Below are 26,141 nucleotides of genomic sequence, written 5' to 3'. Positions count from 1 at the left end.
CAGGCTCCGGAGCAAGGAGAACAGCCGTGTCCCACAGCACGGTGCCTCGGAGCGGCGCCGAGGCCGATACGCCCGCGAAGACCCCGGTGGCGTCCGCCGGCACCCCCGGCGCCCGGGAGCGACGAGACCCGGGCAAGCCGGACCTCCGGCTCCGGTTCAGACGCGACCGGGCCCTGATCCTCATGACGCTGCCGGCCGTCGTGCTGCTCCTGGTCTTCAACTACCTGCCGGTCCTCGGCAACGTCGTCGCCTTCCAGGACTACGACCCCTACATCAGCGACAACGGCATCGTCTCCATCCTGCACAGCCCCTTCGTGGGCCTGGACAACTTCCAGCGGATCTTCGAGGACCCCGGCTTCCGCAACGCCGTCCAGAACACCCTGGTGCTGTTCTTCCTCCAGCTCGTGCTGTTCTTCCCGGTCCCGGTGCTGCTCGCGCTGCTCATCAACAGCGTGGTCCGGCCCCGGGTGCGGGCGGTCGCGCAGGCCGTGCTCTACCTGCCGCACTTCTTCTCCTGGGTGCTGGTCATCGCCGTCTTCCAGCAGATGTTCGGCGGCGCCGGGATGCTCTCCCAGCTGCTGCGGCAGCACGGGTACGACGGCCTCGACATCATGACCGACCCGCACACCTTCCCGTTCCTGGTCACCGCCCAGAGCGTGTGGAAGGACGCCGGGTGGGGGATCATCGTCTTCCTCGCCGCGCTGGCCTCGGTCCCCCAGGACCTCTACGAAGCCGCCGCGATGGACGGCGCCGGACGCCGGCGCCGCATGTGGCACGTCACCCTGCCCGCGCTGCGGCCGGTGATCGCCCTGCTCCTCGCGCTGCGCGTCGGCGACGCCCTGACCGTCGGCTTCGAACAGATCCTGCTGCAACGCGACGCCGTCGGACCGGACGCCGGGGAGATCCTCGACACCTTCGTGTGGTGGAACGGCGTGCGCAACCAGGACTTCGGCTACGCGGCCGCGGCCGGACTGGTCAAGGGCGTGGTCAGCATCGGCCTGGTCCTCGCCGCGAACAAGGTGGCCCATCTCATGGGCGAGCAGGGGGTGTACAAGAAGTGACCACCGTCGTCGACGAACCGGTGGGCAGGCCGAACCGATGGGCCGCGCCCGAGCGCCCGGCGTGGGAGGAGGAGCCCACGAAGGCCGGCCTCGTGGGCAAGGGCCTGGTCCTCTCGTTCGCCTGCCTGGCGGTCCTCTTCCCGCTGTGGATCGTGGTCGTCACCAGCCTCTCCTCCCGCAGGACCATCGACGAGGCGGGCGGCCTGGTGATCGTGCCCAAGGGCATCACCTTCATCGCCTACCGGGAGTTGCTCAGCGGCGGCCAGGTCACCCGCGCCACGATCGTCAGCGTCCTCGTCACCCTGGCCGGCACGCTGTTCTCGATGACGGTGTCCGTCCTGTGCGCCTACGGCCTGTCCCGCAGCGGCTCGCTCGCCCACCGCTGGATCCTGATGACGCTGCTCGCGACCATGTTCTTCAGCGCCGGCCTCATCCCCACCTATCTCCTGGTGCAGTCGCTCGGCCTGTCGGACACCTATCTCGCGCTGATCCTGCCGAGCGCGGTGAGCGTCTTCAACATCCTGGTGCTGCGCGGCTTCTTCATGGGGATCTCGCCGGAACTCACCGACAGCGCGCGCATCGACGGCGCCGGCGACTTCCGGATCCTCTGGCAGATCGTCATGCCGCTGTCCCGCGCCGTCCTGGCGGTGATCACGCTGTTCTACGCCGTCGGATACTGGAGCGCCTGGTTCAACGCCTCGATCTACCTGAACGACCAGGACAAGATGCCGTTGCAGAACGTCATGATCCAGCTCGTGCAGAGGCAGCAGCAGCCGGTCGGTCTCGGCCAGGCCATCCGGACCGGCCAGCTGTCGGGACTGGCCATCCAGATGGCGGTCATGGTGATGGCGCTGCTGCCGGTCGCCGTGCTGTCGCCGTTCGTCCAGAAGCACTTCAAGAAGGGGATGCTGACGGGGGCGGTGAAGGGGTGACACGAGCCGAACGGGGGGCCGGCGGGAAGCCGGCCCTCGCCGACGCCACCCGGGGCCGCATCCTCTTCGGCGGCGACTACAACCCCGAGCAGTGGCCGGAGGAGACCTGGCAGGACGACGTCCGGCTGATGAAGGACGCCGGCGTCAACTCCGTCACGCTCGGCGTGTTCTCCTGGGCCAGGCTCGAACCCGAGCCGGGAGCACGCGAGTTCGGCTGGCTGGACCGGCTGATGGACCTCATGCACGCCCACGGCATCGGCGTCGTCCTGGCCACGCCCACCAGCTCCCCGCCGCCCTGGATGGGCCGGCTGCACCCGGACACCCTGCCCCGGGACGCCGACGGCCGCATCGAGTGGTGGGGCGGCCGGCAGCACTTCTCGCACTCCAGCGCCACCTACCGGCGGTACGCCGCCGCCATCACCGAGGACCTGGCGGCCCGCTACGCCGGCCATCCGGCCCTCACCCTGTGGCACATCAACAACGAGTACTGCACCTTCGACCACGGCGACGAGGCCGCCGCCGCCTTCCGCCGCTGGCTGCGCGCGAGGTACGGCACCCTGGGCGCCCTCAACTCCGCCTGGGGCACAGCCTTCTGGAGCCAGGGCTACGACACCTGGGACGGCATCCTGCCCCCGCGCCGCGCCCACTACCTGAAGAACCCCGGCCAGGTGCTGGACTTCCGGCGGTTCACCTCCGACATGCTCCTGGAGTGCTTCACCGCCGAGCGGGAGATCGTCCGCCGGCACTCCCCGCACATCCCGGTCACCACCAACTTCATGCCGCTGTGGACGGGGCAGGACGGGTGGCGCTGGGCCGAGGAGGAGGACGTCGTCTCCGTCGACCTCTACCCCGACCCGCGCGATCCGCTGGGCGCGCAGCGCGGGGCGCTCGTGCAGGACCTCACCCGTTCACAGGCGCGCGGGCCGTGGATGCTGATGGAACAGGCCGCCGGACCGGTCAACTGGCGGGGCGTGAACCACCCCAAGCCGCGCGGCCTCAACCGCCTGTGGTCCTTCCAGGCCGTGGCCCGCGGCGCCGACGCCGTCTGCTACTTCCAGTGGCGCCAGTCCCGGCAGGGAGCGGAGAAGTTCCACTCCGGGATGGTCGGCCACGCGGGGGAGGAGGGGCGCACCTTCCAGGAGGTCAAGCAGCTGGGCGCCGAACTCGCGGACCTGTCGGCCGCGGTGGCGGGCGCGCGGATCACCGCCGACGTCGCGGTCCTGCACGACTGGCACTCCTGGTGGGCCGGTGACCACGAAGGCCGGCTGTCGGCCCTGGTCGACCTGCCCGAGGTGCTCACCGCCTGGCACCGGGCCCTGTGGGAGGCGCACCTCACCACCGACTTCGCCCACCCGGAACACGACCTGTCGGGCTACCGGCTCGTCGTCGCCCCCCAGCTGTACCTGCTCACCGACGCCGCCATCGCCAACCTCCTCGCGTACGTCCGCGGCGGCGGCACCCTCGTCTGCGGCTTCCACACCGGCGTCGCCGACGAGGACGACCGGGTCCGGGCCGGCGGCATGGACGCCCGGCTGCGCGAGCTGTTCGGCATCCGCACCCTGCACGAGTGGTGGCCGCTGGAGGCGGGGGAGACCGTGACGTGCGAGGGCTTCGACGGCACGCTGTGGTCGGAGGAGATCGAGCCGGAGCCCGGCGCCGCCGAGACCGTGCCGTACCGGGGCGGCGAACTGGACGGGCTGCCCGCCGTGCTGCACCGGGGCCGCGCCTGGTACCTCTCCACGCTGCCCGAACCCGGGGCGCTGCGCTCCCTGCTGGCCGGCATCGCCGCCGGGGCGGGGGTGCGGCCGGTGCTGGACGGGCTCCCGGCGGGCGTCGAGGCGGTACGCCGCGGCGAGCTGCTGTTCCTGCTCAACCACGGGCGGGAGCCGGTCACCGTGCCGGTGCCGGGCACCCACCGCGAGCTGCTCGGCGGCACGGACGTCACGGACACGGTCACCCTGGGCCGCTACGGCGTGGCGGTGCTGCGGCCATGAGCGGTACGCCGGTCCACGGCACCTGGGAGCCGGCCCCGGCCGCCCGCTGGGAGGACGCCTTCCTGAGCGGGAACGGCCACCACGGCGCCTTGGTGTTCGGTGACCCGAACGATGAACGGGTGATCGTCACCCAGCACACGCTGGTCCGGCCCAACGGCGGCGAGCACGCCCGGCCGCCCCGGCTGGCCGCCGCCCTGTCCGCGGTGCAGGACCGGCTGCTCGCCGGCGACCTCACCGCCGCCGAGAGCCTCACCGACGGCCGGCCGCTGCAGTGGGTGCAGCCCTTCCACCCCGCCTTCCAGGTCCGCGTGCGCCGCCGCACGGACGACGGCCGGTACGTCCGCCGTGCCCTCGACTTCACCACCGGCGAGGCCACGGCGGTCCGCGGCGACGCCCGCAGCCGCGTCTTCGTCTCCCGCGCGGACGACGTGATCGTCCACGAGATCACCGGCGGCGACCTCGACATCCGCCTGGACCACCGGCTGCCCGGCGCCCCGGCCGGACTGCGCGTCGGCCACGGCACGCTGCTCACCCCCGAGGGCGCCCTGCTGAGCCTGCGCGCCCGCTACCCGGACAGCGACCGCGCCTGCACCGGCGTGACCCTGGTCGCCGTCTGCGGCGGCCGGACCGAACTCGTCCCGCCGGGCGTCCGCGTCACCGGCGCCCGCTCGGTACTGCTGCTCACCCGGGTGCGCCGGCACACCGGCGAGGCCGACGTGGTCGCCGAGACCCGGCTGCTCCAGGCCCTGCCCGACGGCACCGGCCGGCCCTACGACCACCTCCTCGCCCGGCACCTGGACCGGCACCGCCCCGCCTACCTGCGGGTCGGCCTCGACCTCGGCGCCGACCCGGCCGAGCGCGCCCTGCCCGGCTCCGAGCTGCTGACCCGCCCGGACAGCCCGGCCCTGGTGGAGCGGCTCTTCGCCGCCGGCCGCTACCACCTGCTCTCCAGCAGCGGGCTCAACCCGCCCCGGCTCACCGGGCTGTGGACCGGCGACTGGGACACCGCCTGGTCGGGCGCGTTCACCACGAACGCCAACCTCAACCTCCAAACCGCCGCCGCGCCCGCCGCCGCCCTGCCCGAGGTCACGGAGGCACTGGCCGCGCTGGTCGAGCGGCAGCTGCCGGACTGGCGGGCCAACGCCCGCGCGATCTTCGGCACCCGGGGCGCGGTCGCGCCCACCCACACCGACGGCGAGTCGGGGTACACCTACCACTTCGACCGCGCCTACCCGCTCCAGCTGTGGACCGCCGGTGCCGACTGGCTGCTCAAACCGCTCGTCGACCACGACGAGATCCGCGGCGAGCAGGATCCGCGCACCGCCGCCGCCCTGGCCGAGGCGGCGCTCTTCTACGAGGACTTCCTCACCCGCACCGACGCCGACGGCCACCTGGTCGTCGTCCCCTCCTACTCGCCCGAGAACCGCCCCGCGAACGGCAGCTGGGGCGCGCTCAACGCGGCCATGGACCTCTCCGCCGCCCGCCACACCCTGCGCACGGCCGCCCGCTACCACCCCGGGCACGCCGACCGCTGGCGCGCCCTGGCCGACCGCGTACCCCCGCACCGCATCAACGCCGACGGCGCCCTCGCCGAATGGGCCTGGCCCGGCCTGGAGGACGCCTACGACCACCGCCACCTCAGCCACCTCTACGGCGTCTGGCCGTTGGAGGAGATCACCCCGTACGACACCCCGCGCCTGGCCGCCGCCGCCCACCGGGCGCTCGTCCTGCGCGGCACGGAGAACGACTCGGCCCACGGCCACCTGCACCAGGCCCTGATCGCCGCCCGCCTGCGGGACCCGGAACACGCCGGCCGGGCCCTGCGCCGGGTCCTCGGCGGCGACTTCTTCCACGCCTCCCTGATGAGCGCCCACTACCCGCACCGGGAGGTCTACAACGCGGACGCCGCGCACACCCTGCCGGGCGTGCTGATCGAACTGCTCGTGCAGTCCACGCCGGACCGGCTCGTCCTGCTGCCCGCCGTCCCGGACAGCTTCCCGCGCGGCGAACTGCGCGGAGTGCGCACCCGGTTCGGCGCGGAGGTCGACCTCGCCTGGGACCCGGCGGGCGCCCGGGCCGTCGTACGGCCGGGCCGCACCCTCCGCGTCGAACTGCGGACTTCCTCCGGCGCCGGGCCCCTCGACCTCGTCGCCGGAGAAGACCGCGTCCTCACCCTGGGGGCGCGGTGAACGGAACAACTCCCCCCACCCATGGAAGGGACACCATGGCAGCAAGCACGCTCGGCAGGGCCGTCAAGGTCCTGCTCGCCCCCGCCCTCGCCCTCGGCGCCACCGTCGGTCTCGCCTCGGCACCCGCCTCCGCCGCCGTCTGGAACTCCTGCGACCAGTGGGGCAGCACCAGCCTGAACGGCTACACCCTCTACAACAACATCTGGGGTTCGGGCGCCGGCAGCCAGTGCGTCTGGGCCAACTCCGGCACCAACTGGGGCGTCTGGGCGAACCACCCCGACACCGGCGGGATCAAGTCGTACCCCGACGCCAAGAAGACGGTCGGCAAGCAGGTCGCCTCGCTGACCTCGCTGACCAGCACCTACAACGTCACCGTCCCGTCGTCCGGCGCGTACAACACGTCCTACGACATCTGGGACACCGGCCACAAGTACGAGGTCATGCTCTGGGTCAACAAGACCGGGGCCGTCGGCCCGCTCGGCACCGCGCAGGGCACGGTCACCCTCGGGGGCGCCACCTGGACCGTCTACAAGGGCAACAACGGCTCCAACGACGTCTTCTCGTTCATCCGCAGCTCCAACTCCAGCTCCGGCACGGTGAACATCCTGCCGATCCTGAAGTGGATCAAGGACACCAAGGGCTGGTTCGGCAACGTCACCATCGGCGACGTCCAGTTCGGCTACGAGATCACGTCCGCCTCCGGAGGCCTGAACTTCACCACCAACAACCTGACCGTCAGCGGCAGTTGACCACGGGGGCCGGCTCCCTCACGGGGGCCGGCACCTCTGTTCGGGGCGCGAGGGGCGGGGTCAGGACGCGGCCGGCGCCGGTCCCGTACTGGTCCGCACCGTCAGCTCGGGCGCGAGCAGCACGACCTCGTCGCCACCCCGCCCGTCCAGCTTGGCCACCAGGTGCTCCACGGCCTGCCGGCCCATCTCCTGGGCGGGGATGGCGGCCGAGGTCAGCCGCACGGAGGCCTGGACGGCGACCTGGTCCGGGCAGATCGCGACCACGGAGACGTCCTCGGGCACGGCCCGGCCCTGCTGGCGCAGCAGCGCGAGCAGCGGCTCCACCGCCGACTCGTTCTGCACGACGAACCCGGTCGTGCCCGGGCGCTCGTCCAAGATCCGGGCCAGGGTGAGGGCCATCGCGTCGTACCCGCCCTCGCACGGCCGGTGCAGCAGCCGAAGGCCCCTCTCGCGGGCCCGGGTGCGCAGTCCGTCGAGGGTGCGCTCGGCGAAGCCGGTGTGCCGCTCGTAGACCGCCGGGGCCTCGCCGATGACGGCGACGTCACGGTGACCGAGCCGCGCGAGGTGCTCCACGCACAGCGCGCCGGTCGCGTTCCAGTCCAGGTCCACGCAGGTCAGGCCGGTGGTGTCGGCGGGCAGGCCGATGAGCACGCAGGGCTGGTCGGTTCCCCGCAGCAGTGGCAGCCGCTCGTCCTCCAGCTCGACGTCCATCAGGATCATCGCGTCGGCCAGCCCGCTGCCGGTGACCCGGCGCACCGCGTCGGGGCCCTCCTCGCCGGTGAGCAGCAGGACGTCGTAGCCGTGCGTGCGGGCCGTGGTGGCCACCGCGATGGCGATCTCCATCATCACCGGCACGTACATGTCGGTACGCAGCGGGATCATCAGCGCGATGATGTTCGACCGTTTGCCGGCCAGGGCGCGGGCGCCCGCGTTGGGGTGGTAGCCGAGTTCCCGGATGCTCTGCTCGACCCGCTGCCGGGTGGCGGCCGAGATGGACCGCTTGCCGCTGAGGACGTAGCTCACCGTGCTCGCCGAGACTCCGGCGTGCCGGGCGACCTCGGCAAGGGTGACCATCCAGCTCTCCAAGCTTGTGAAGCGCTTCGACACCGCGCGTATCCGACAGAGTAAGTGAGGGTGGGAATGACCTTAACGCCAAGGGAACCGAGGTGTCCATAGGCAGTCGAAGCGCTTCGACAGTGAACTATCCGACACAGCCGCCCGGGCCTGCCGTCCCGGACGCGTCCCGCCACCTGACCGGGCCACCCGTTCGGCCCAAGTCTCCGCCACGGGATCCGGCGCCGGGAGAATCCCGGGCCCGGGGCGCCCCGGCAGCGCCCCCCGCCCGGCCGGGATCGGCGGAGCGGACGCGCGAGGGGTGGTGGGCCCGGCCCGTTTCGGGTACCAACGATCCAGTAGCACTGGTCGGTAACGAACGGTCCCAGTCGTCCCTCTTTGCGGCGAGGTGAGCCTCACATGACCGCCACCACCCCACGCACCACCGTCACCGAGCGCGAGGCCCGCAGGGTGGCGGAGGCCGCCCGGGAACAGGACTGGCGCAAGCCCAGCTTCGCCAAGGAACTGTTCCTCGGGCGCTTCCGGCTCGACCTCATCCACCCCCACCCGCTCCCCGACGAGGAATCCGTCCGGCGCGGCGAGGAGTTCCTGGCGAAGCTGCGCGCCTTCTGCGAGACGGAGATCGACTCCGCCCGCATCGAGCGCGAGGCCCGCATCCCCGACGCGGTCGTGGCGGGCCTGAAGGAACTCGGCGCCCTCGGCATGAAGATCGACACCAAGTACGGCGGTCTCGGTCTCAGCCAGCTCTACTACAACAAGGCCCTCGCCCTGGTCGGCTCCGTCAGCCCCGCCGTCGGCGCGCTGCTCTCCGCCCACCAGTCGATCGGCGTCCCGCAGCCGCTGAAGCTGTTCGGCACCCAGGAGCAGAAGGACACCTTCCTGCCCCGCTGCGCCCGCACCGACATCTCCGCGTTCCTGCTCACCGAGCCGGACGTGGGCTCCGACCCGGCCCGCCTGGCCACCACGGCCGTACCCGACGGCGACGACTACGTCCTCGACGGCGTGAAGCTGTGGACCACCAACGGCGTGGCCGCCGACCTGCTCGTGGTCATGGCACGGGTGCCGAAGTCGGAGGGGCACAAGGGCGGCATCACCGCGTTCGTCGTGGAGGCCACCGCCCAGGGCGTCACCGTGGAGAACCGCAACGCCTTCATGGGGCTGCGCGGCATCGAGAACGGCGTCACCCGCTTCCACCGGGTGCGGGTCCCGGCTTCCGGCCGGATCGGCCCCGAGGGCGCCGGCCTGAAGATCGCGCTGACGACGCTGAACACCGGGCGGCTGTCGCTGCCCGCGATGTGCGCGGGCGCCGGCAAGTGGTGCCTGAAGATCGCCCGCGAGTGGTCGGCGGAGCGCGAGCAGTGGGGCAAGCCGGTCGCGCTGCACGAGGCCGTCGGCTCCAAGATCAGTTTCATCGCGGCCACCACGTTCGCGCTGGAGGCCGTGGTCGACCTGTCCTCGCAGATGGCCGACGAGGACCGCAACGACATCCGCATCGAGGCCGCCCTCGCCAAGCTCTACGGCTCCGAGATGGCCTGGACGATGGCCGACGAGCTGGTCCAGATCCGCGGCGGGCGCGGCTACGAGACGGCCGAGTCGCTGCGGGCGCGCGGCGAACGTCCGGTCCCGGCCGAGCAGATGCTGCGCGACCTGCGGATCAACCGCATCTTCGAGGGCTCCACGGAGATCATGCACCTGCTGATCGCCCGCGAGGCCGTCGACGCCCACCTCTCGGTCGCCGGCGACCTCATCGACCCCGACAAGCCGCTGTCCGCCAAGGCGAAGGCGGGCGCGAACGCGGGCGTCTTCTACGCCAGGTGGCTGCCGAAACTGGTCGCCGGACCGGGTCAGCTGCCCACGGCGTACGGCGAGTTCAAGCACGGCATCGACCTCTCCGGGCACCTGCGCTACGTCGAGCGCACGGCCCGCAAACTCGCCCGGTCCACCTTCTACGCCATGTCCCGCTGGCAGGGCCGGATGGAGACCAAGCAGGGCTTCCTCGGCCGGATCGTGGACATCGGCGCCGAACTGTTCGCGATGAGCGCGGCCTGTGTCCGCGCCGAGCGGCTGTGGCGGGAGGGCGAGCACGGCCGCGAGGCGTACCAGCTCGCCGACGCCTTCTGCCGCCAGGCCCGCATCCGGGTGGACGAACTCTTCGGCCGGCTGTGGAGCAACACCGACGACCTGGACCGCAAGGTGGTCCGGGGCGTCCTCGCCGGCGCCTACACCTGGCTGGAGGAGGGCGTCCTCGACCCGTCGGGCGAGGGCCCGTGGATCGCGGACGCGACCCCCGGACCCGCCACGCGCGAGAACGCCCGCCGTCCGTTCGGGAGCTAGCAGTACTTGTCGCTCGGGTCCCGCGTCGTCCAGGAGCAGGTGTCGGCCTTGCTGCCGCTCGCCTTGGTCAGGGTCGCCGTGTCCTTGTCGTTGTTCCAGACGTAGGCACGGCGGCCCTGGTACTTGTCCGACGCGGTGTCCGAGCCGCTGCCGGTGCGGACCTTCAGGTACTTCCCGGCGCCGATCCTGACGTTGCCGAAGACGTACCGGTGGTTGGAGGCGTCCTTCAGCACCCAGCCCTTGAGCGAGACCGCCGAGCCGCCGGTGTTCTTGAGCTGCACCCACTCGGCGTTCAGGCTCTTGTTGGAGCGGTTGTCGCTGCCGGGGCTGTCGAACCACACGTGGTGGATCTGCACGCCCCCGGCGGCCTCGGCCGGGGTGCTGAGCAGGGTGCCGGTGAGCAGGGCCGCGCCGGCGAGGGCGGGCAGGGCAGCGCGTATGCGCACAGTACGCATGGAGAGATCCCCCCAGGATGTCGTCCGCGAATCGTGTGAAACGAAGTGTTATCACATGATCTTCACGATGACTCCACAACGGCCGGAGAGGCACTCGGTCGAGGGACGCGCTGTCCGGGCCGCCGCCGCTTGCGGCCACAATGGGAGGATGACCGACAGTCCCGCCCGTCCGGCGCCCCTCGCCGACCCGCACCTCGTCTACGACCCCGCCCCCGGGGACGGCCCCAGGGACGTGGTGATCCTCGGCTCCACCGGATCCATCGGCACCCAGGCCATCGACCTCGTGCTGCGCAACCCCGACCGCTTCCGGGTCACCGCCCTCTCCGCGAACGGCGGCCGGGTGGCCCTCCTCGCCGAGCAGGCGCACCGGCTGCGGGTGCGGACCGTCGCGGTCGCCCGCGAGGACGTCGTACCCGCGCTGCGCGAGGCGCTCGCCGCCGAGTACGGCAGCGGGGAGCCGCTGCCCGAGATCCTCGCCGGACCGGAGGCGGCCACCCAGGTCGCCGCCTCGGCCTGCCACACCGTGCTCAACGGCATCACCGGCTCGATCGGGCTCGCCCCGACCCTCGCCGCCCTGGAGGCGGGCCGCACCCTCGCGCTCGCCAACAAGGAGTCGCTGATCGTGGGCGGCCCGCTGGTCACGGCCCTCGCCAAGCCCGGCCAGATCATCCCGGTCGACTCCGAGCACGCGGCGCTCTTCCAGGCGCTCGCCGCCGGCACCCGGGCCGACGTCCGCAAGCTCGTCGTCACCGCCTCCGGCGGCCCCTTCCGCGGCCGGAGCAGGGACGAGCTGGCGCACGTCACCGTCGCCGACGCCCTCGCCCACCCCACCTGGGCGATGGGCCCGGTGATCACGGTCAACTCCGCGACCCTGGTCAACAAGGGACTGGAGGTCATCGAGGCACATCTGCTCTACGACATTCCCTTCGACCGCATTGAGGTGGTCGTGCACCCGCAGTCGTATGTCCACTCGATGGTCGAGTTCACCGACGGATCCACGATCGCCCAGGCGACGCCCCCGGACATGCGCGGGCCCATCGCCATCGGTCTGGGCTGGCCCGAACGCGTCCCCGGCGCGGCGCCCGCCTTCGACTGGAGCAAGGCCTCCGGCTGGGAGTTCTTCCCGCTGGACGACGAGGCCTTCCCCGCGGTGAACCTCGCCCGGCACGTGGGGCGGCTCGCGGGCACGGCTCCGGCGGTGTTCAATGCCGCCAACGAGGAGTGCGTCGCGGCCTTCCTGGACGGCGCGCTGCCCTTCAACGGGATCATGGAGACCGTCACCCGGGTGGTCGAGGAGCACGGCACCCCGGTCACGGGAACCTCGCTCACCGTGTCGGACGTCCTCGAAGCGGAGACCTGGGCACGGGCCCGGGCCCGCGAACTCACAGCCACGACGGCGACCGCGGAGGCGCGTGCATGACGACCTTGATGTTCATCCTCGGCATAGTGGTCTTCGCGGTGGGCCTGCTCGTCTCGATCGCGTGGCACGAGCTGGGGCACCTGTCCACGGCCAAGCTCTTCGGCATCCGCGTCCCGCAGTACATGGTCGGCTTCGGCCCGACCATCTGGTCGCGGAACAAGGGCGATACCGAGTACGGCATCAAGGCGATCCCGCTCGGCGGCTACATCCGCATGATCGGGATGTTCCCGCCCGACGACTCCGGCCGGGTCACCGCCCGCTCCACCTCCCCGTGGCGCGGCATGATCGAGGACGCCCGCTCGGCGGCCTTCGAGGAACTCAAGCCGGGTGACGAGACGCGCATGTTCTACACGCGCAAGCCGTGGAAGCGGGTCATCGTCATGTTCGCGGGCCCCTTCATGAACCTGGTGCTCGCGGTCGCCCTGTTCCTCACCGTGCTGATGGGCTTCGGCATCCAGCAGCAGACCACCACCGTCTCCTCCGTCTCGCCCTGCGTCATCGCGCAGAGCGAGCACCGCGACAGCTGCAAGAAGTCCGACCCGGCCTCCCCGGCCGAGGCCGCCGGCATCAGGAAGCGCGACACGATCGTCTCCTTCGACGGCAAGCCGACCAAGGACTGGAACACCCTGTCGGACCTCATCCGGGTCAGCGCGGGCAAGACCGTGCCGGTCGTCGTCGAGCGGGACGGCAGGCAGCTCACCCTGCACGCGAAGATCGCCACCAACATGGTCGCCAAGAAGGACTCCGGCGGCGGGTACGTCCAGGGCCAGTACGTGAAGGCCGGCTTCCTCGGCTTCAGCGCCGCCACCGGCGTCGTCAGGCAGGACTTCGGCGAGTCCGTGACCTGGATGACCGACCGGGTCGGCGACGCCGTCGACTCCCTCGTCGCCCTGCCCGGCAAGATCCCGGCCCTGTGGGACGCCGCCTTCGGCGACGGCCCGCGCGAACCGGACTCCCCGATGGGCATCGTTGGCGCGGCCCGGGTCACCGGCGAGATCGCCACCCTGGACATCCCCGCCTCGCAGCAGCTGGCGATGTTCGTCTTCGTCCTCGCCGGCTTCAACCTCTCCCTGTTCCTGTTCAACATGCTCCCGCTGCTCCCGCTCGACGGCGGGCACATCGCGGGCGCCCTGTGGGAGTCGCTGCGGCGGAACCTGGCCCGGGTGCTGCGCCGGCCCGACCCCGGTCCGTTCGACGTCGCCAAGCTGATGCCGGTGGCGTACGTGGTGGCCGGGATCTTCGTCTGCTTCACCGTCCTGGTCCTGATCGCCGACGTGGTCAACCCGGTGAAAATCTCCTAGCCACCCCTCGTTCACGGCGGCCCGGAACCCGGTGGTTCCGGGCCGCCTCCCATCGGGTGGCATTGCGGGAGGGATGTGCTGACGCCCGGGCCGGTGCCGTAATCTCGAAGCCTGGAGCCCGCCGTTCACGGGACCGGACCTTGATCCACGACTTGGGGTTGCACAGCAGATGACTGCGATTTCTCTCGGCATGCCGTCCGTTCCCGAGTCGGCCCTGTGGGAGGCGTCCCTCTTCGAGGAGCACGACTTCCGCGACATCAAGATCTCGGTCAAGCACAACGACCCCGTCGTCATGATCGAGGCCTACCGCCAGCTCGCCGAGAGCTGCGACTACCCCCTCCACCTCGGCGTCACCGAGGCCGGCCCCGCCTTCCAGGGCACGATCAAGTCGGCCGTCGCCTTCGGCGCCCTGCTCTCCCAGGGCATCGGCGACACCATCCGCGTCTCCCTGTCGGCCCCGCCCGTCGAGGAGGTCAAGGTCGGCCTCCAGATCCTCCAGTCGCTCGGCCTGCGCCAGCGCGGCCTGGAGATCGTCTCCTGCCCGTCCTGCGGCCGTGCCCAGGTCGACGTGTACAAGCTCGCCGAGGAGGTCACCGCCGGCCTCACCGGCATGGAGGTCCCCCTCCGCGTCGCCGTCATGGGCTGCGTCGTCAACGGCCCCGGCGAGGCCCGCGAGGCCGATCTCGGCGTCGCCTCCGGCAACGGCAAGGGCCAGATCTTCGTCAAGGGCGAGGTCATCAAGACCGTCCCCGAGTCGAAGATCGTGGAGACCCTGATCGAGGAGGCCATGAAGCTCGCCGAGCAGATGGAGAAGGACGGCGTCACCTCCGGCGAGCCCTCGGTGTCGGTGGCGGGCTGACCCCCGGGCGAGGAGTCCGCCTGCCGGGCCCGCACCCCCCGGGACCGGGGGCGGCGCGGCGGAATTCCGGCAGGTACAGTGCGTGGATCAGGCAATGTCCGACCGTGAGGCCCCGCACGTGCTGACCCAGACCACCTCCCGGGTCCTGGAACCGAGTGACCTGGACGCCGCGCTCGCCGTCCTCGACCGCGAGCCGGTCGCCAACGCCTTCGTGACCTCCCGGGTCCAGGTCGCGGGACTCGACCCGTGGCGCCTCGGCGGCGAGATGTGGGGCTGGTACGAGGACGGCATGCTCACGTCCCTGTGCTACGCGGGCGCCAACCTCGTCCCCATCTGCGCCACCCCCCGCGCGGTCCGCGCCTTCGCCGACCGCGCCCGGCGGGCCGGCCGGCGCTGCTCCTCCATCGTCGGCCCCGCCGAGGCCACCTCCCTGCTGTGGCGGCTGCTGGAACCGCACTGGGGCCCGGCCCGCGAGGTCCGCGCCCGCCAGCCGCTGATGGTCACCGACCGCATGCCGGCCGGCATCGCCCCCGACCCGAACGTCCGCCGCGTCCGCAAGGACGAGATGGAAACGATCATGCCGGCGTGCGTCGCGATGTTCACGGAGGAGGTCGGCGTATCGCCGCTCGCGGGTGACGGCGGGCTGCTGTACCAGGCCCGGGTCGCCGAACTCGTCGGCTCCGGCCGCTCCTTCGCGCGTGTCGACGACCGGGGCCGGGTCGTGTTCAAGGCGGAGATCGGCGCCGCGACCCCGCACGCCTGCCAGATCCAGGGCGTCTGGGTGGCCCCCGAGTACCGGGGGAGCGGCCTCGCGGCCCCCGGCATGGCGGCGGTCCTGCGCTACGCCCTGGCGGACTTCGCCCCCGTGGCCAGCCTCTACGTGAACGACTTCAACACGGCGGCGCGCAGGACGTACCGCAGGGTGGGCTTCCAAGAGGTGGGAGCCTTCATGAGCGTTCTGTTCTGACCGCCCTGTACGCTCCCGGCATGGACCTCGTGATCGGCCCCCTGGACCTCACTGCCCACGTGGACGAGGCCCTGACCGTCCAGGCCGTCGCCTTCGGGCTCGGCCCGGAGGAGGTCGCCGTCCGCCGGCAGATCGTCCAGCGCCACATGCAGTACGACGGCGCACGGGCCCTCGGCGCCACCAGCCGCGGACGGCTGGTCGGATTCGTCTACGGCATGCCCAACAGCCGTACGCACTGGTGGTCCACCGTCGTGGAGCCCTACCTCCGTGCCAACGGCAACGACCTCTGGCTCGACGACTCCTTCGTCATCACCGAACTGCACGTCCACCCCGACCACCAGAACCACGGCATCGGCCGGCGCCTGATCACCACCATCACCGACACCGCCGACGAACCCCGCTCGATCCTCTCCGCGATCGACACCGACAGCCCCGCCCGCGGCCTGTACCACTCCCTCGGCTACGTCGACCTCGCCCGCCGGGTGCATTTCCCGAGCGCACAGCGGCCGTACGCCGTGATGGGCGCCCCGCTGCCGCTGCGCAGGCGCTGACCGATTTCCACCGGCGCGGGCGGCCCGGTTAATCTCCTGCCAACACCCTTGTCCGGCAGGAGTACGAGAACCATGGCCAATGCACCGGTCCAGCGCATGTCCCAGTTGATGGCGAAGACGCTGCGCGACGACCCGGCCGACGCCGAGGTCCTCAGCCACAAGCTGCTCGTCCGCGCCGGCTACGTCCGCCGCACGGCCGCCGGCATCTGGAGCTGGCTGCCCCTCGGCAAGAAGGTCCTCGCCAACGTGGAGCGCATCGTCCGCGAGGAGATGGACGCCATCGGCGCCCAGGAGGTCTCGCTGCCCGCCCTGCTGCCGCGCGAGCCCTACGAGGCCACCGGCCGCTGGGACGAGTACGGCCAGGAGCTGTTCCGGCTCCAGGACCGCAAGGGCGGCGACTACCTCCTCGGCCCCACCCACGAGGAGATCTTCACCCTCCTGGTCAAGGACCAGTGCACGTCCTACAAGGACCTGCCGGTGATCCTCTACCAGATCCAGACCAAGTTCCGCGACGAGGCCCGCCCCCGCGCCGGCATCCTGCGCGGCCGCGAGTTCCTGATGAAGGACTCGTACTCCTTCGACCTGGAGGACGAGGGCCTCGCCCGGTCCTACGCCCTGCACCGCGAGGCCTACCAGCGGGTCTTCGAACGCCTCGGCCTCGACTACCGCATCTGCGCCGCCACCGCCGGCGCCATGGGCGGCTCCAGGTCCGAGGAGTTCCTCGCCCCGGCCGAGGCCGGCGAGGACACCTTCGCCGACTGCCCCCACTGCGACTTCGCCGCCAACACGGAGGCGATCACCTACGAGCTGAAGCCGGCCGACGGCTCGGCCGTGCCCGCGCTGGAGGAGATCCCCACCCCCGACACCCCGACCATCGAGACCCTGGCCGCCTCGCTGGGCGTCCCGGCCTCCGCCACGCTGAAGAACCTCCTGGTCAAGGTGGACGGCGAGATCGTCGCCGTGGGCGTGCCCGGCGACCGCGAGGTGGACATGGGCAAGGTCGAGGCGCACTTCGCCCCGGCCGCCGTCGAGATGGTCACCGAGGCCGACTTCGCCGAGCGCTCCGACCTGGTCCGCGGCTACGTCGGACCGCAGGGCCTGGGCGAGAAGGTCACCTACATCGCCGACCCGCGCGTGGCCCCCGGCACCTCCTGGATCACCGGCGCCAACAAGGAGCACACGCACGCGAAGAACGTCGTCGCCGGCCGTGACTTCGAGGTCGACGCGTACGTGGACGTCGTGGTCGTGCAGGACGGCGACCCCTGCCCCAAGTGCGGCACCGGCCTCAAGCTGGACCGCGCCATCGAGATCGGCCACATCTTCCAGCTGGGCCGCAAGTACACCGACGCCCTCAAGCTGGACGTCCTCGGCCAGAACGGCAAGCCGGTCCGCGTCACCATGGGCTCCTACGGCATCGGCGTCTCCCGCGCCGTCGCCGCGCTCGCCGAGCAGACCGCCGACGACAAGGGCCTGGTCTGGCCCAAGGAGGTCGCCCCGGCCGACGTGCACGTCGTCGCCGCCGGCAAGGCCCTGCAGACCGAGCTGGCCCTCGACGTCGCCGGGAAGCTCGCCGCCGCGGGCGTCCGCGTGCTGGTGGACGACCGGGCCGGGGTGTCCCCGGGCGTGAAGTTCACCGACGCCGAGCTGATCGGCGTGCCCTGGATCCTGGTCGCCGGCCGCCGCTCCGGCGAGGGCGTCCTGGAGCTGAAGGACCGCAGGACCGGCGAGCGCGAGGAACTCCCGGTCGAGGACGCGATCGCCCGCCTCACGGCCTGACGGCGCGGACGGCGGCGCTCACGACCGTGCGCGCCGCCACGCCTCGCGGGAGAGCGTCCAGTACTCCCGGGTCCCGAGGTGACGGAGAAGACGGTGCCGTGACGGGCCCGCGCCCCGGCGACGGTGGCCCGGCCGGACTCCAGCCGGCACCGCCGGTCCGGGGCGGGCGAGGGCATCCGCGACCCGGACGTGAGGCACGCCAGGGGCTCCGGGATCCGCTCGCCGGGGTGCCACGGGTCGTCCCACTGCACGGTGAGCGACGGATCGTCCAGCTCGGGCGCCGGCATGCGCGGCCCGTCGGCCCCAGGCCCCTGTCCCGCTGGTACTCCAGGGCGTACCGCAGCCCGCCGCGCTCGCCGGTGTCCGGGCCCTCGCCCCAGTGGCCGAGGTGCGCCCGGCCGATGTCCCGCAGCACCGGCGCCACCCCGCGCGGTGCCCCGTAGCAGGCGACGACGTCCATCCGGCAGTCCACCACCACGAGGTCCTCGGATTGGTCGCGGAGATCGGGCTGCCGGGGACCGCGGCAGGCGTCGCTGAACCGCGGCAGCGCCGGCTCCAGTGAGGGCAGGCGCCGCCAAGCCGGCCACCCGCCGGCGCAGGGACCGCTCCACCGCCTCCCGCCGCTGCTGTACCGCCGCCGACGCGTTCGCCGTCGTCCGGCTCCGAGGCGGAGCAGCCCGCCCCCAGGGCCGCACGGGCCCGGCTGCCCAGGCACCCGAGTACGCCTGCTCATGCCTACAGCCAGGCCGCGAACTCCAGCAGCAGCTCCGCGTCCTTCTCCCGGCCGACCCGCCGGGCCCGCACCCCGGACTCCACCGCCCGGAACAGCGTCCAGCCGCGCAGCCGTTCCTGGTCCACCTCCAGCGACTCCGCGAGCCGCTTGATCCGGCGCCGGGTGGTGGCCGGCCCGGACGCCGTCGCGATCAGGTCCTCCACCCGGTCCCGCACCAGCCGGGCCAGGTCGAAGGCGCTCTCGCCGACCACCGGGTCCGGGCCGACCGCGAGCCAGTGCATCCGGTCCCCGCCGAGCACCTTGCTCTGCCGGAACGTGCCGTGCAGCAGCAGCTGCTCCGGCGGCGCGGCCAGCAGCTCCTCACGGGCGGCCAGCGCCGCCTCCACCAGCGGCGCCGCCTCCGGGTCGGTCCCGGCGCTCGCCCGCATCGCCGCCGCCTGCCGTCCGGTGCGCTCGGCGACGGTCTCGAAGACGTGCCCGGCCGGCGGCTCCACCCACAGCCGGCGCAGCGTCCCCGCCGCCTCCAGCAGCGCCTTCGCCTCCGGCAGCGACCGGACCGACACGTCGGGGTGCAGCCGCTCCAGCAGCAGCACCCCGTCCTCCGCCTCGTCCGCCCCGGTCTCCAGCAGCTGTACGGCGCCCAGCCCGCCCCAGTGCGCCAGCGCCGCCCGCTCGCTCTCCGGGCGGGCCCGCGGCGGCGCCAGCTTCAGCACGGCCGGGGTGCCGTCCGCCCGCCGCACCAGCATCACCAGGCTGCTGCGCCCGCCGGGCACCTGCACCCGTTCCACGGTCAACTCGCGCCGGGCGACGGCCCGCTCGGCCACCGCGGGCAGCCGCGCCAGCCAGTCGTCCCCGGCCGGTGCCGTCTCACCGAGCGCCCGCACCAGGCGCTGCGGTGCTTCGAAAGCCATGCGCGAGTCGTTCCCTTCCTGTCACCTGCTGTCGGGCCTGCTCCGGCGCCGCGTCGTACGGCACGCCACCGCCGGTGTTCACCGTGCCGCCGGGGCGGACGGCGAGGAGGTCGTGCCGGCCGCGCCCGTCTGTCCGCCGGCCCGCTCGGCGAGCCCAGGGAAGGCTACGCTCTTCCCATTCCAGCGCATCGCCCGCTCCGGGGCCGTCCCGTGCGGCCGTGTCGTGCGGGCCGCGGCCGGTGGCTACCGTGTCGCCGGGGCGGACGGTGACGGGGTGGTGCCGGCCGCGCCGGTCTGTCCGCCGGCCCGCTCGGCGAGCCCGGGGAAGGCTACGCTCTCCCCGCTCCAGCGCACCGCCCGCACCGCGGCCTCGCGCAGCGCTCCGGCCGCGTCGGTCCGCCGTGCGCCGGTGGCCGCCCGGACCAGGTCCGAGTACACCCCGGCCAGCCGCTCCTCCAGCCGCGCGGCCAGCCGCACCGCGGCGGCCCCGTCCCGGACCGGGAACGGCAGCGCGTACCCGGCGCTCGCGGCGACCGGGGTGCCGCCCAGGTCACGCACGGCGCGCACCAGCGCGTCCCGGCGCGCCCGGTGCGCGTCGTACGCCGTCCGCGCCTCGGTCCGCCGCCGCTGCTCGATCCGTCCGCCGACGACGCCGTACCCGTAGACTGCCGCGTGCTCCGCCGCCAGCGCCGCCTGCAGCGCGGTCAGCTCCGCTCCGTCGCTCACCTGGACCCCTCCGTCAGCAGGTACGCGTGCGCGGCCCCGGCGGCCGCGACCGACGCCAGCAGCCGGGCCAGCTCGCCCGGCACCTCCAGCAGCTCCTTGGCGCGCCGGTCGGCGAGGGCCCGCTCGGCGGCGACGAGCCCCGCGACGGCGTCCTTCTCAGCGGCCGGCACGGCCACGGCGGACGGCGACGCCGTAGTGGTGGCCGATGCGGTGCCGGACGCGGTGCCCGATGCGGTCGCGGTGGCCGCCGAGCCCTCCTCGAAGGCCGCCGCGTGCGCCGCGACCTGGGCCCGCAGCGGACGCAGCCGCTCCGCCAGCCCGGGATGCGCGGCGAGCACCGCGTCGTAGTGCCCCAGCAGCCCCCGGCTGTCCCGGGCCGCACGCGCGCGGGCCCGGGCGGTGGCCGACGGACCCGTGCCGGCGTCGTCGGGGCCGGCCGAGCAGCCGGCCAGGAGGGCGGCCCCGGCGGCCGAGGCGAGCAGGGATCTTCTGCGCGGCCCCGAGGGGATGCGCGACGGGGGGTACGGCACGGCTGACGTCCTCGGGGGGCTCGTACGAACACACGGGCGGGAACCGGCCCGCCGGTGATCACGGTACCCGCGCACCCCCTCGCTTCATATCACCGGCTCACACAGCCCGTCCGAGGGTCACGTGCTGTGATGACATGCGGCTCCGTGCCCACCCATGGAGGGGACAGCAACACCCTCCGCGACCGGATACCCTTTGACCAGACACGCGACCCATCCCACAACAGCACACGCGGCCGAGGAGTCACCCGGATGAGCACCACCCAGAGCGAGAGGCTGCGAGAGCTGCTGGAACCGCTCGTCACCTCCCAGGGGCTGGATCTCGAAGAGATCGCCGTGGACTCCGTCGGACGCAAGCGGGTGCTGCGCGTGGTCGTCGACTCCGACACCGGAGCCGATCTGGACGCCATCGCCGATGTGAGCCGCGCGCTCTCGGCGAAGCTCGACGAGACCAACGCGATGGGTGACGCCGCGTACGACCTGGAGGTCGGAACCCCCGGCGCGGAGCGCCTCCTCACCGAGCACCGGCACTTCGTGCGCGCGACCGACCGGCTCGTGAAGTTCCAGCTCGCCGAGGGCGGCGAGCTGCTCGCCCGGATCCTGGACGTCGACGACGAGGGCGTCGACGTCGAGGTGCCCGGAGTCAAGGGCCGCAAGGCCACGAGCCGCAGGCTCGGCTTCCCGGAGATCGCCAGGGCGCGCGTGCAGGTCGAGTTCAACCGCAAGGACGACAAGGTCAAGAAGGACCTGAAGGAAGAGGAGGAGGCGTAGCCGTGGACATCGACATGAGCGCCCTGCGGGGCTTGGTTCGGGAGAAGGAGATCTCCTTCGACCTGCTGGTCGAGGCGATCGAGTCGGCCCTCCTCATCGCCTACCACCGCACCGAGGGAAGCCGCCGACACGCGCGCGTGGAGCTCAACCGGGAGACCGGGCATGTGACCGTGTGGGCGAAGGAGGACCCCGAGGACCTCACGGAGGGCCAGGAGCCCCGCGAGTTCGACGACACCCCGTCCGGCTTCGGCCGTATCGCCGCGACCACCGCCAAGCAGGTGATCCTGCAGCGGCTGCGCGACGCCGAGGACGACGCGACGCTCGGCGAGTACGCCGGCCGCGAGGGCGACATCGTCACCGGAGTGGTCCAGCAGGGCCGCGACCCGAAGAACGTGCTCGTGGACATCGGCAAGCTGGAGGCCATCCTGCCGGTGCAGGAGCAGGTGCCCGGCGAGACCTACCCGCACGGCATGCGCCTGCGGTCGTACGTCGTCCGGGTGGCCAAGGGTGTCCGCGGCCCGTCCGTGACCCTCTCCCGGACCCACCCCAACCTGGTGAAGAAGCTCTTCGCCCTGGAGGTGCCGGAGATCGCCGACGGCTCGGTGGAGATCGCCGCGATCGCCCGTGAGGCCGGTCACCGCACCAAGATCGCCGTACGGTCCACCCGTTCGGGCCTGAACGCCAAGGGCGCCTGCATCGGCCCCATGGGCGGCCGGGTCCGCAACGTGATGGGCGAGCTGAACGGCGAGAAGATCGACATCGTCGACTGGTCGGACGACCCGGCCGAGATGGTGGCGAACGCCCTGTCACCCGCTCGGGTGAGCAAGGTGGAGGTCGTGGACATGGCCGCCCGCTCCGCGCGGGTGACCGTGCCGGACTACCAGCTGTCGCTGGCGATCGGCAAGGAGGGCCAGAACGCCCGCCTCGCCGCCCGCCTCACCGGCTGGCGGATCGACATCCGGCCGGACACCGAGCAGACCGGGGAGTAGGACCGCCGGGCGGGGAATAGATCCGAGCCGCCCGGCGCTGAGATCACGACAACGGCCGTTCGATTCTTGCCCCAAAGGGGTGAGGTCGGTACGGGGAGGTAGACTTAACTGTGTCTGGCCGGACGCACACCCGAGTATGCCCTGAACGCACCTGTGTGGGGTGCCGGGAGCGGGCGGCCAAGAGCGATCTCCTGCGGATCGTGAGGATCGAGGACGCGTGCGCCCCCGATCCTCGCGGTACGCTGCCCGGCCGGGGTGCGTACGTGCACCCCGCCCAGGTCTGTCTCGACCAGGCGGTTCGCCGCCGGGCGTTCCCGCGGGCACTGCGCGTCCCGGGACCGCTCGACACAAAGGCGTTGCGCCGATACGTCGAGCAGACAACAGTTGCCGAGCAGGCAACGCCGTAAGACGAGCCGTACGGAACCCCGTGCGGCCTGGTACCTCGCGAGTCGAAAGCAGGTCGAGATTGCGATGAGCACTCGATGAGTACGCGATGAGTACGCCCATGAACTAGCGACGGTCCGGCTTCAACCCGGACCTCAAAGGAGCGAAGTGGCTAAGGTCCGGGTATACGAACTCGCCAAGGAGTTCGGTGTCGAGAGCAAGGTCGTCATGGCCAAGCTCCAGGAACTCGGTGAATTCGTCCGTTCGGCGTCTTCGACCATCGAAGCGCCGGTTGTACGTAAGCTGACCGACGCCTTCCAGGGTGGTGGCAGCGGCAAGTCCGCCAAGCCCGCCCCGCGCAAGGCCGCCCCCAAGCCCGCCGCGCCCGCCCCGGCGCAGGCGGCACGTCCGGCTGCCCCGGCCCCCAGGCCGGCTGCCCCCAAGCCTCCGACGGCGCCCGCTGCCCAGCAGCCGGCCGCCCCGTCGGCCCCCTCGGCGCCCGCGCCGGCCGCTCCCGGCCCGCGTCCGGTGCCGGGTCCCAAGCCCGCGCCGCGCCCGGCCCCGGCCGCCCCGGAGTTCACCGCTCCGCCGGCCGCTCCGGCCGCGCAGCAGACCCCGCAGGCTCCGGCCGCCCAGGGTCCGCGTCCCGGCGCCCGCCCCGGTGCCCCGAAGCCCGGTGGCCGTCCGGCCGCCGGCGGTCAGGGCCAGCAGTCGGCCCGTCCCGGCCAGGGTGCTCCGCGCTCCGGTGGCCAGGCCGCCCGTCCGGGCGCCCGTCCGGCCGGTCCGCGTCCGGGTAACAACCCCTTCACCTCCGGTGGCAACGCCGGCATGGCCCGCCCGCAGGCCCCGCGCCCGCAGGGCGGCCCGCGTCCCGGCCCCGGCGGTGCCCCCGGCGCCGGTCCCCGTCCGCAGTCGCCCGGCGCCCAGGGCGCCGGTCCGCGTCCGCAGGCTCCGGGCGGTCCCCGCCCGACCCCGGGCTCGATGCCGCGTCCGCAGGGCGGTCCCCGTCCCGGCGGCGGCCCCGGCGGCCCGCGTCCGAACCCCGGCATGATGCCGCAGCGTCCCGCTGCGGGCCCGCGTCCGGGCGGTGGCCCCGGCGGCCGTGGCCCCGGTGGCGGCGGCGGTCGTCCCGGTGGCGGCGGCGGTCGTCCGGGCGGCGGCGGCTTCGCCGGTCGTCCGGGTGGCGGTGGCGGCGGCTTCGCCGGCCGTCCCGCGGGTCCCGGTGGCGGTGGCGGCGGTTTCGCCGGCCGTCCGGGTGGTCCCGGCGGTGGCGGCGGTGGCCGTCCCGGCTTCGGCGGTCGTCCGGGTGGTCCCGGTGGCCGTGGTGGCACGCAGGGCGCCTTCGGCCGTCCCGGCGGTCCCGCGCGCCGTGGCCGCAAGTCGAAGCGGCAGAGGCGCCAGGAGTACGAGGCCATGCAGGCCCCGAGCGTCGGCGGCGTGATGCTGCCGCGCGGCAACGGCGAGGCCATCCGCCTCTCCCGCGGCGCGTCGCTCACCGACTTCGCGGAGAAGATCAACGCCAACCCGGCGTCCCTCGTCGCGGTCATGATGAACCTCGGCGAGATGGTCACGGCCACGCAGTCCGTCTCCGACGAGACCCTGCAGCTCCTCGCCGACGAGATGAACTACACGATTCAGATCGTCAGCCCCGAGGAGGAGGACCGCGAGCTGCTCGAGTCCTTCGACATCGAGTTCGGTGAGGACGAGGGCTCCGAGGAGGACCTGGTCGTCCGTCCGCCGGTGGTGACCGTCATGGGTCACGTCGACCACGGTAAGACCCGACTGCTCGACGCGATCCGCAAGACGAACGTCATCGCGGGCGAGGCCGGCGGCATCACCCAGCACATCGGTGCCTACCAGGTCGCGACCGAGGTCAACGACGAAGAGCGCAAGATCACCTTCATCGACACCCCGGGTCACGAGGCGTTCACCGCCATGCGTGCCCGTGGTGCGAAGTCGACCGACATCGCGATCCTGGTCGTCGCGGCCAACGACGGCGTCATGCCGCAGACGGTCGAGGCGCTCAACCACGCCAAGGCGGCCGACGTCCCGATCGTCGTCGCGGTCAACAAGATCGACGTCGAGGGCGCCGACCCGACCAAGGTGCGCGGTCAGCTGACCGAGTACGGCCTGGTGGCCGAGGAGTACGGCGGCGACACCATGTTCGTCGACATCTCCGCCAAGCAGGGTCTGCACATCGACTCGCTGCTGGAGGCCGTGATCCTCACGGCCGACGCCTCGCTCGACCTGCGGGCCAACCCGAACCAGGACGCGCAGGGCATCTCGATCGAGTCCCGCCTCGACCGCGGCCGCGGTGCCGTGGCGACGGTCCTCGTCCAGCGAGGCACCCTGCGGGTCGGCGACACGATGGTCGTGGGCGACGCCTACGGTCGCGTGCGCGCCATGCTCGACGACAACGGCAACAACGTCGCCGAGGCCGGCCCGTCGACGCCGGTCCAGGTCCTGGGCCTGACCAACGTCCCGGGTGCGGGTGACAACTTCCTGGTGGTCGACGAGGACCGTACGGCCCGTCAGATCGCCGAGAAGCGCGCCGCCCGCGAGCGCAACGCGGCCTTCGCCAAGCGCACGCGCCGTGTCTCGCTGGAGGACCTGGACAAGGTGCTCAAGGCCGGCGAGGTCCAGCAGCTGAACCTGATCATCAAGGGTGACGCTTCTGGTTCCGTCGAGGCCCTGGAGTCCTCCCTGCTCCAGCTGGACGTCGGCGAAGAGGTCGACATCCGCGTCCTGCACCGCGGCGTCGGTGCGGTCACGGAGTCCGACATCGACCTGGCGATGGGCTCCGACGCCATCGTGATCGGCTTCAACGTCCGTGCGGCCGGCCGCGCGGCGCAGATGGCCGAGCGCGAGGGCGTGGACGTCCGGTACTACTCGGTCATCTACCAGGCGATCGAGGAGATCGAGGCGGCCCTCAAGGGCATGCTCAAGCCGGAGTACGAGGAGGTCGAGCTCGGCACGGCGGAGATCCGCGAGGTCTTCAAGTCGTCCAAGCTGGGCAACATCGCCGGTGTCCTGGTCCGCTCGGGCGAGGTCAAGCGCAACACCAAGGCGCGCCTCATCCGCGACGGCAAGGTGGTCGCGGAGAGCCTCACCATCTCCGGTCTGCGCCGCTTCAAGGACGACGTCACCGAGATCCGCGAAGGCTTCGAGGGTGGTATCAACCTCGGAAACTTCAACGACATCAAGGTCGACGACGTCATCGCGACGTACGAGATGCGCGAGAAGCCGCGGTCGTAACACGACCGACGGTGCCAGGGGCTGGCCGGCGGCACGCACGTGCCGCCGGCCAGCCCGGCCGTTCCCGGGGCACGCGCCCCGGGCGGCCGCGGCCCACGGTGCCGAAACCCTGTCGAGCCACCGGCGGGTACGCGGTACCGTTCTTGATGTCCCCGGCCACACGGACCCGGGGCCATCGATCCC

The 26,141-nt window shown here is 72.5% G+C and carries 20 protein-coding genes and 1 pseudogene; 16 read left to right on the top strand and 5 right to left on the bottom strand.

Features of this window, described 5'->3' with window-relative positions:
• Nucleotides 1-26: 26 nt before the first annotated feature.
• Genes IG05_RS0126225 through IG05_RS0126205 form a run of 5 tightly spaced genes read left to right on the top strand, consistent with a single transcriptional unit; the run spans nt 27 to nt 6,925 of the window.
• Nucleotides 27-1,061: an ABC transporter permease gene (locus tag IG05_RS0126225; protein WP_030346364.1), complete on the top strand. Its 1,035-nt coding sequence runs from the start codon at nt 27-29 to the stop codon at nt 1,059-1,061.
• Complete coding sequence (locus IG05_RS0126220; protein ID WP_030346362.1) at nt 1,058-1,993, top strand: carbohydrate ABC transporter permease; 936 nt, start codon at nt 1,058-1,060, stop codon at nt 1,991-1,993. Before IG05_RS0126225 ends, IG05_RS0126220 begins: the two co-directional genes overlap by 4 nt.
• Nucleotides 1,990-3,987 carry a beta-galactosidase gene (locus IG05_RS0126215; protein ID WP_030346361.1) on the top strand — a complete coding sequence of 666 codons (1,998 nt, stop codon included), beginning with the start codon at nt 1,990-1,992 and terminating at the stop codon, nt 3,985-3,987. The genes IG05_RS0126220 and IG05_RS0126215 overlap by 4 nt, the downstream gene beginning before the upstream one ends.
• A complete protein-coding gene (locus tag IG05_RS0126210) occupies nt 3,984-6,176 on the top strand; it encodes a glycosyl hydrolase family 95 catalytic domain-containing protein (RefSeq protein ID WP_030346359.1) in 2,193 nt (730 codons plus the stop codon). Before IG05_RS0126215 ends, IG05_RS0126210 begins: the two co-directional genes overlap by 4 nt.
• A 35-nt stretch (nt 6,177-6,211) precedes the next feature.
• Nucleotides 6,212-6,925, top strand: coding sequence for a glycoside hydrolase family 12 protein (locus IG05_RS0126205; RefSeq protein WP_030346357.1), 714 nt, complete (start codon nt 6,212-6,214; stop codon nt 6,923-6,925).
• Nucleotides 6,926-6,985: 60 nt separating this feature from the next.
• Here IG05_RS0126205 and IG05_RS0126200 read toward each other — a convergent pair whose 3' ends face one another.
• Nucleotides 6,986-7,999 carry a LacI family DNA-binding transcriptional regulator gene (locus IG05_RS0126200; RefSeq protein WP_030346356.1) on the bottom strand — a complete coding sequence of 338 codons (1,014 nt, stop codon included), beginning with the start codon at nt 7,997-7,999 and terminating at the stop codon, nt 6,986-6,988.
• A gap of 399 nt (nt 8,000-8,398) precedes the next feature.
• On the opposite strand from IG05_RS0126200, the gene IG05_RS0126195 reads away from it, so the two are divergent.
• Nucleotides 8,399-10,333 carry an acyl-CoA dehydrogenase family protein gene (locus IG05_RS0126195; protein WP_030346354.1) on the top strand — a complete coding sequence of 645 codons (1,935 nt, stop codon included), beginning with the start codon at nt 8,399-8,401 and terminating at the stop codon, nt 10,331-10,333.
• Here the strand turns inward: IG05_RS0126195 and IG05_RS0126190 are convergent.
• Nucleotides 10,330-10,788: a lamin tail domain-containing protein gene (locus IG05_RS0126190; protein ID WP_030346352.1), complete on the bottom strand. Its 459-nt coding sequence runs from the start codon at nt 10,786-10,788 to the stop codon at nt 10,330-10,332. The genes IG05_RS0126195 and IG05_RS0126190 overlap by 4 nt on opposite strands.
• Nucleotides 10,789-10,936: 148 nt before the next feature.
• Here IG05_RS0126190 and dxr point away from each other — a divergent pair, with 148 nt between their 5' ends.
• From dxr to IG05_RS0126160, 6 genes and pseudogenes are all read left to right on the top strand, one after another.
• Nucleotides 10,937-12,208: a 1-deoxy-D-xylulose-5-phosphate reductoisomerase gene (dxr, locus tag IG05_RS0126185; protein ID WP_030346351.1), complete on the top strand. Its 1,272-nt coding sequence runs from the start codon at nt 10,937-10,939 to the stop codon at nt 12,206-12,208.
• Complete coding sequence (locus IG05_RS0126180) at nt 12,205-13,509, top strand: M50 family metallopeptidase (protein WP_030346349.1); 1,305 nt, start codon at nt 12,205-12,207, stop codon at nt 13,507-13,509. Before dxr ends, IG05_RS0126180 begins: the two co-directional genes overlap by 4 nt.
• A 205-nt stretch (nt 13,510-13,714) precedes the next feature.
• Nucleotides 13,715-14,368 (top strand): annotated as a pseudogene (locus tag IG05_RS0126175) (flavodoxin-dependent (E)-4-hydroxy-3-methylbut-2-enyl-diphosphate synthase); the annotation flags it as partial.
• Nucleotides 14,369-14,486: 118 nt separating this feature from the next.
• Complete coding sequence (locus IG05_RS0126170) at nt 14,487-15,335, top strand: GNAT family N-acetyltransferase (protein WP_030346346.1); 849 nt, start codon at nt 14,487-14,489, stop codon at nt 15,333-15,335.
• Nucleotides 15,336-15,355: 20 nt separating this feature from the next.
• On the top strand, nt 15,356-15,886 hold the full coding sequence (locus tag IG05_RS0126165) for a GNAT family N-acetyltransferase (protein WP_030346344.1): 531 nt from the start codon (nt 15,356-15,358) through the stop codon (nt 15,884-15,886).
• A gap of 72 nt (nt 15,887-15,958) precedes the next feature.
• Nucleotides 15,959-17,662, top strand: a complete 1,704-nt coding sequence (locus tag IG05_RS0126160) for a proline--tRNA ligase (RefSeq protein ID WP_030346343.1) — start codon at nt 15,959-15,961, stop codon at nt 17,660-17,662.
• 735 nt (nt 17,663-18,397) lie between these two features.
• Here the strand turns inward: IG05_RS0126160 and IG05_RS0126155 are convergent.
• The 3 genes from IG05_RS0126155 to IG05_RS0126145 all read right to left on the bottom strand — a co-directional run bounded on the left by IG05_RS0126155 (nt 18,398) and on the right by IG05_RS0126145 (nt 20,562).
• The gene (locus IG05_RS0126155) at nt 18,398-19,306 is read right to left on the bottom strand and encodes an aminoglycoside phosphotransferase family protein (RefSeq protein ID WP_030346341.1); all 909 of its coding nucleotides are present in this window, start codon (nt 19,304-19,306) and stop codon (nt 18,398-18,400) included.
• 243 nt (nt 19,307-19,549) lie between these two features.
• On the bottom strand, nt 19,550-20,032 hold the full coding sequence (locus tag IG05_RS0126150; protein ID WP_030346339.1) for a ferritin-like domain-containing protein: 483 nt from the start codon (nt 20,030-20,032) through the stop codon (nt 19,550-19,552).
• Nucleotides 20,029-20,562: a hypothetical protein gene (locus IG05_RS0126145; protein WP_030346338.1), complete on the bottom strand. Its 534-nt coding sequence runs from the start codon at nt 20,560-20,562 to the stop codon at nt 20,029-20,031. The genes IG05_RS0126150 and IG05_RS0126145 overlap by 4 nt, the downstream gene beginning before the upstream one ends.
• A 249-nt stretch (nt 20,563-20,811) precedes the next feature.
• Here IG05_RS0126145 and rimP point away from each other — a divergent pair, with 249 nt between their 5' ends.
• The 4 genes from rimP (at nt 20,812) to infB (ending at nt 25,958) form a co-directional block, all read left to right on the top strand.
• The gene (rimP, locus tag IG05_RS0126140; RefSeq protein WP_030346336.1) at nt 20,812-21,330 is read left to right on the top strand and encodes a ribosome maturation factor RimP; all 519 of its coding nucleotides are present in this window, start codon (nt 20,812-20,814) and stop codon (nt 21,328-21,330) included.
• Nucleotides 21,331-21,332: 2 nt separating this feature from the next.
• Nucleotides 21,333-22,319: a transcription termination factor NusA gene (gene nusA / locus IG05_RS0126135; protein ID WP_030346335.1), complete on the top strand. Its 987-nt coding sequence runs from the start codon at nt 21,333-21,335 to the stop codon at nt 22,317-22,319.
• Between the two features lie 110 nt (nt 22,320-22,429).
• Nucleotides 22,430-22,726: a YlxR family protein gene (locus IG05_RS0126130; protein WP_037814771.1), complete on the top strand. Its 297-nt coding sequence runs from the start codon at nt 22,430-22,432 to the stop codon at nt 22,724-22,726.
• Between the two features lie 145 nt (nt 22,727-22,871).
• A complete protein-coding gene (gene infB, locus IG05_RS45705; RefSeq protein WP_078894493.1) occupies nt 22,872-25,958 on the top strand; it encodes a translation initiation factor IF-2 in 3,087 nt (1,028 codons plus the stop codon).
• Nucleotides 25,959-26,141: the final 183 nt, after the last annotated feature.

The sequence above is a fragment of the Streptomyces sp. NRRL S-1022 genome (genome assembly GCF_000720135.1).
Lineage (GTDB): Bacteria > Actinomycetota > Actinomycetes > Streptomycetales > Streptomycetaceae > Streptomyces.
Note: the sequence above shows the minus strand (reverse complement) of the source record. Positions and strands in the feature narration are given on the sequence as shown.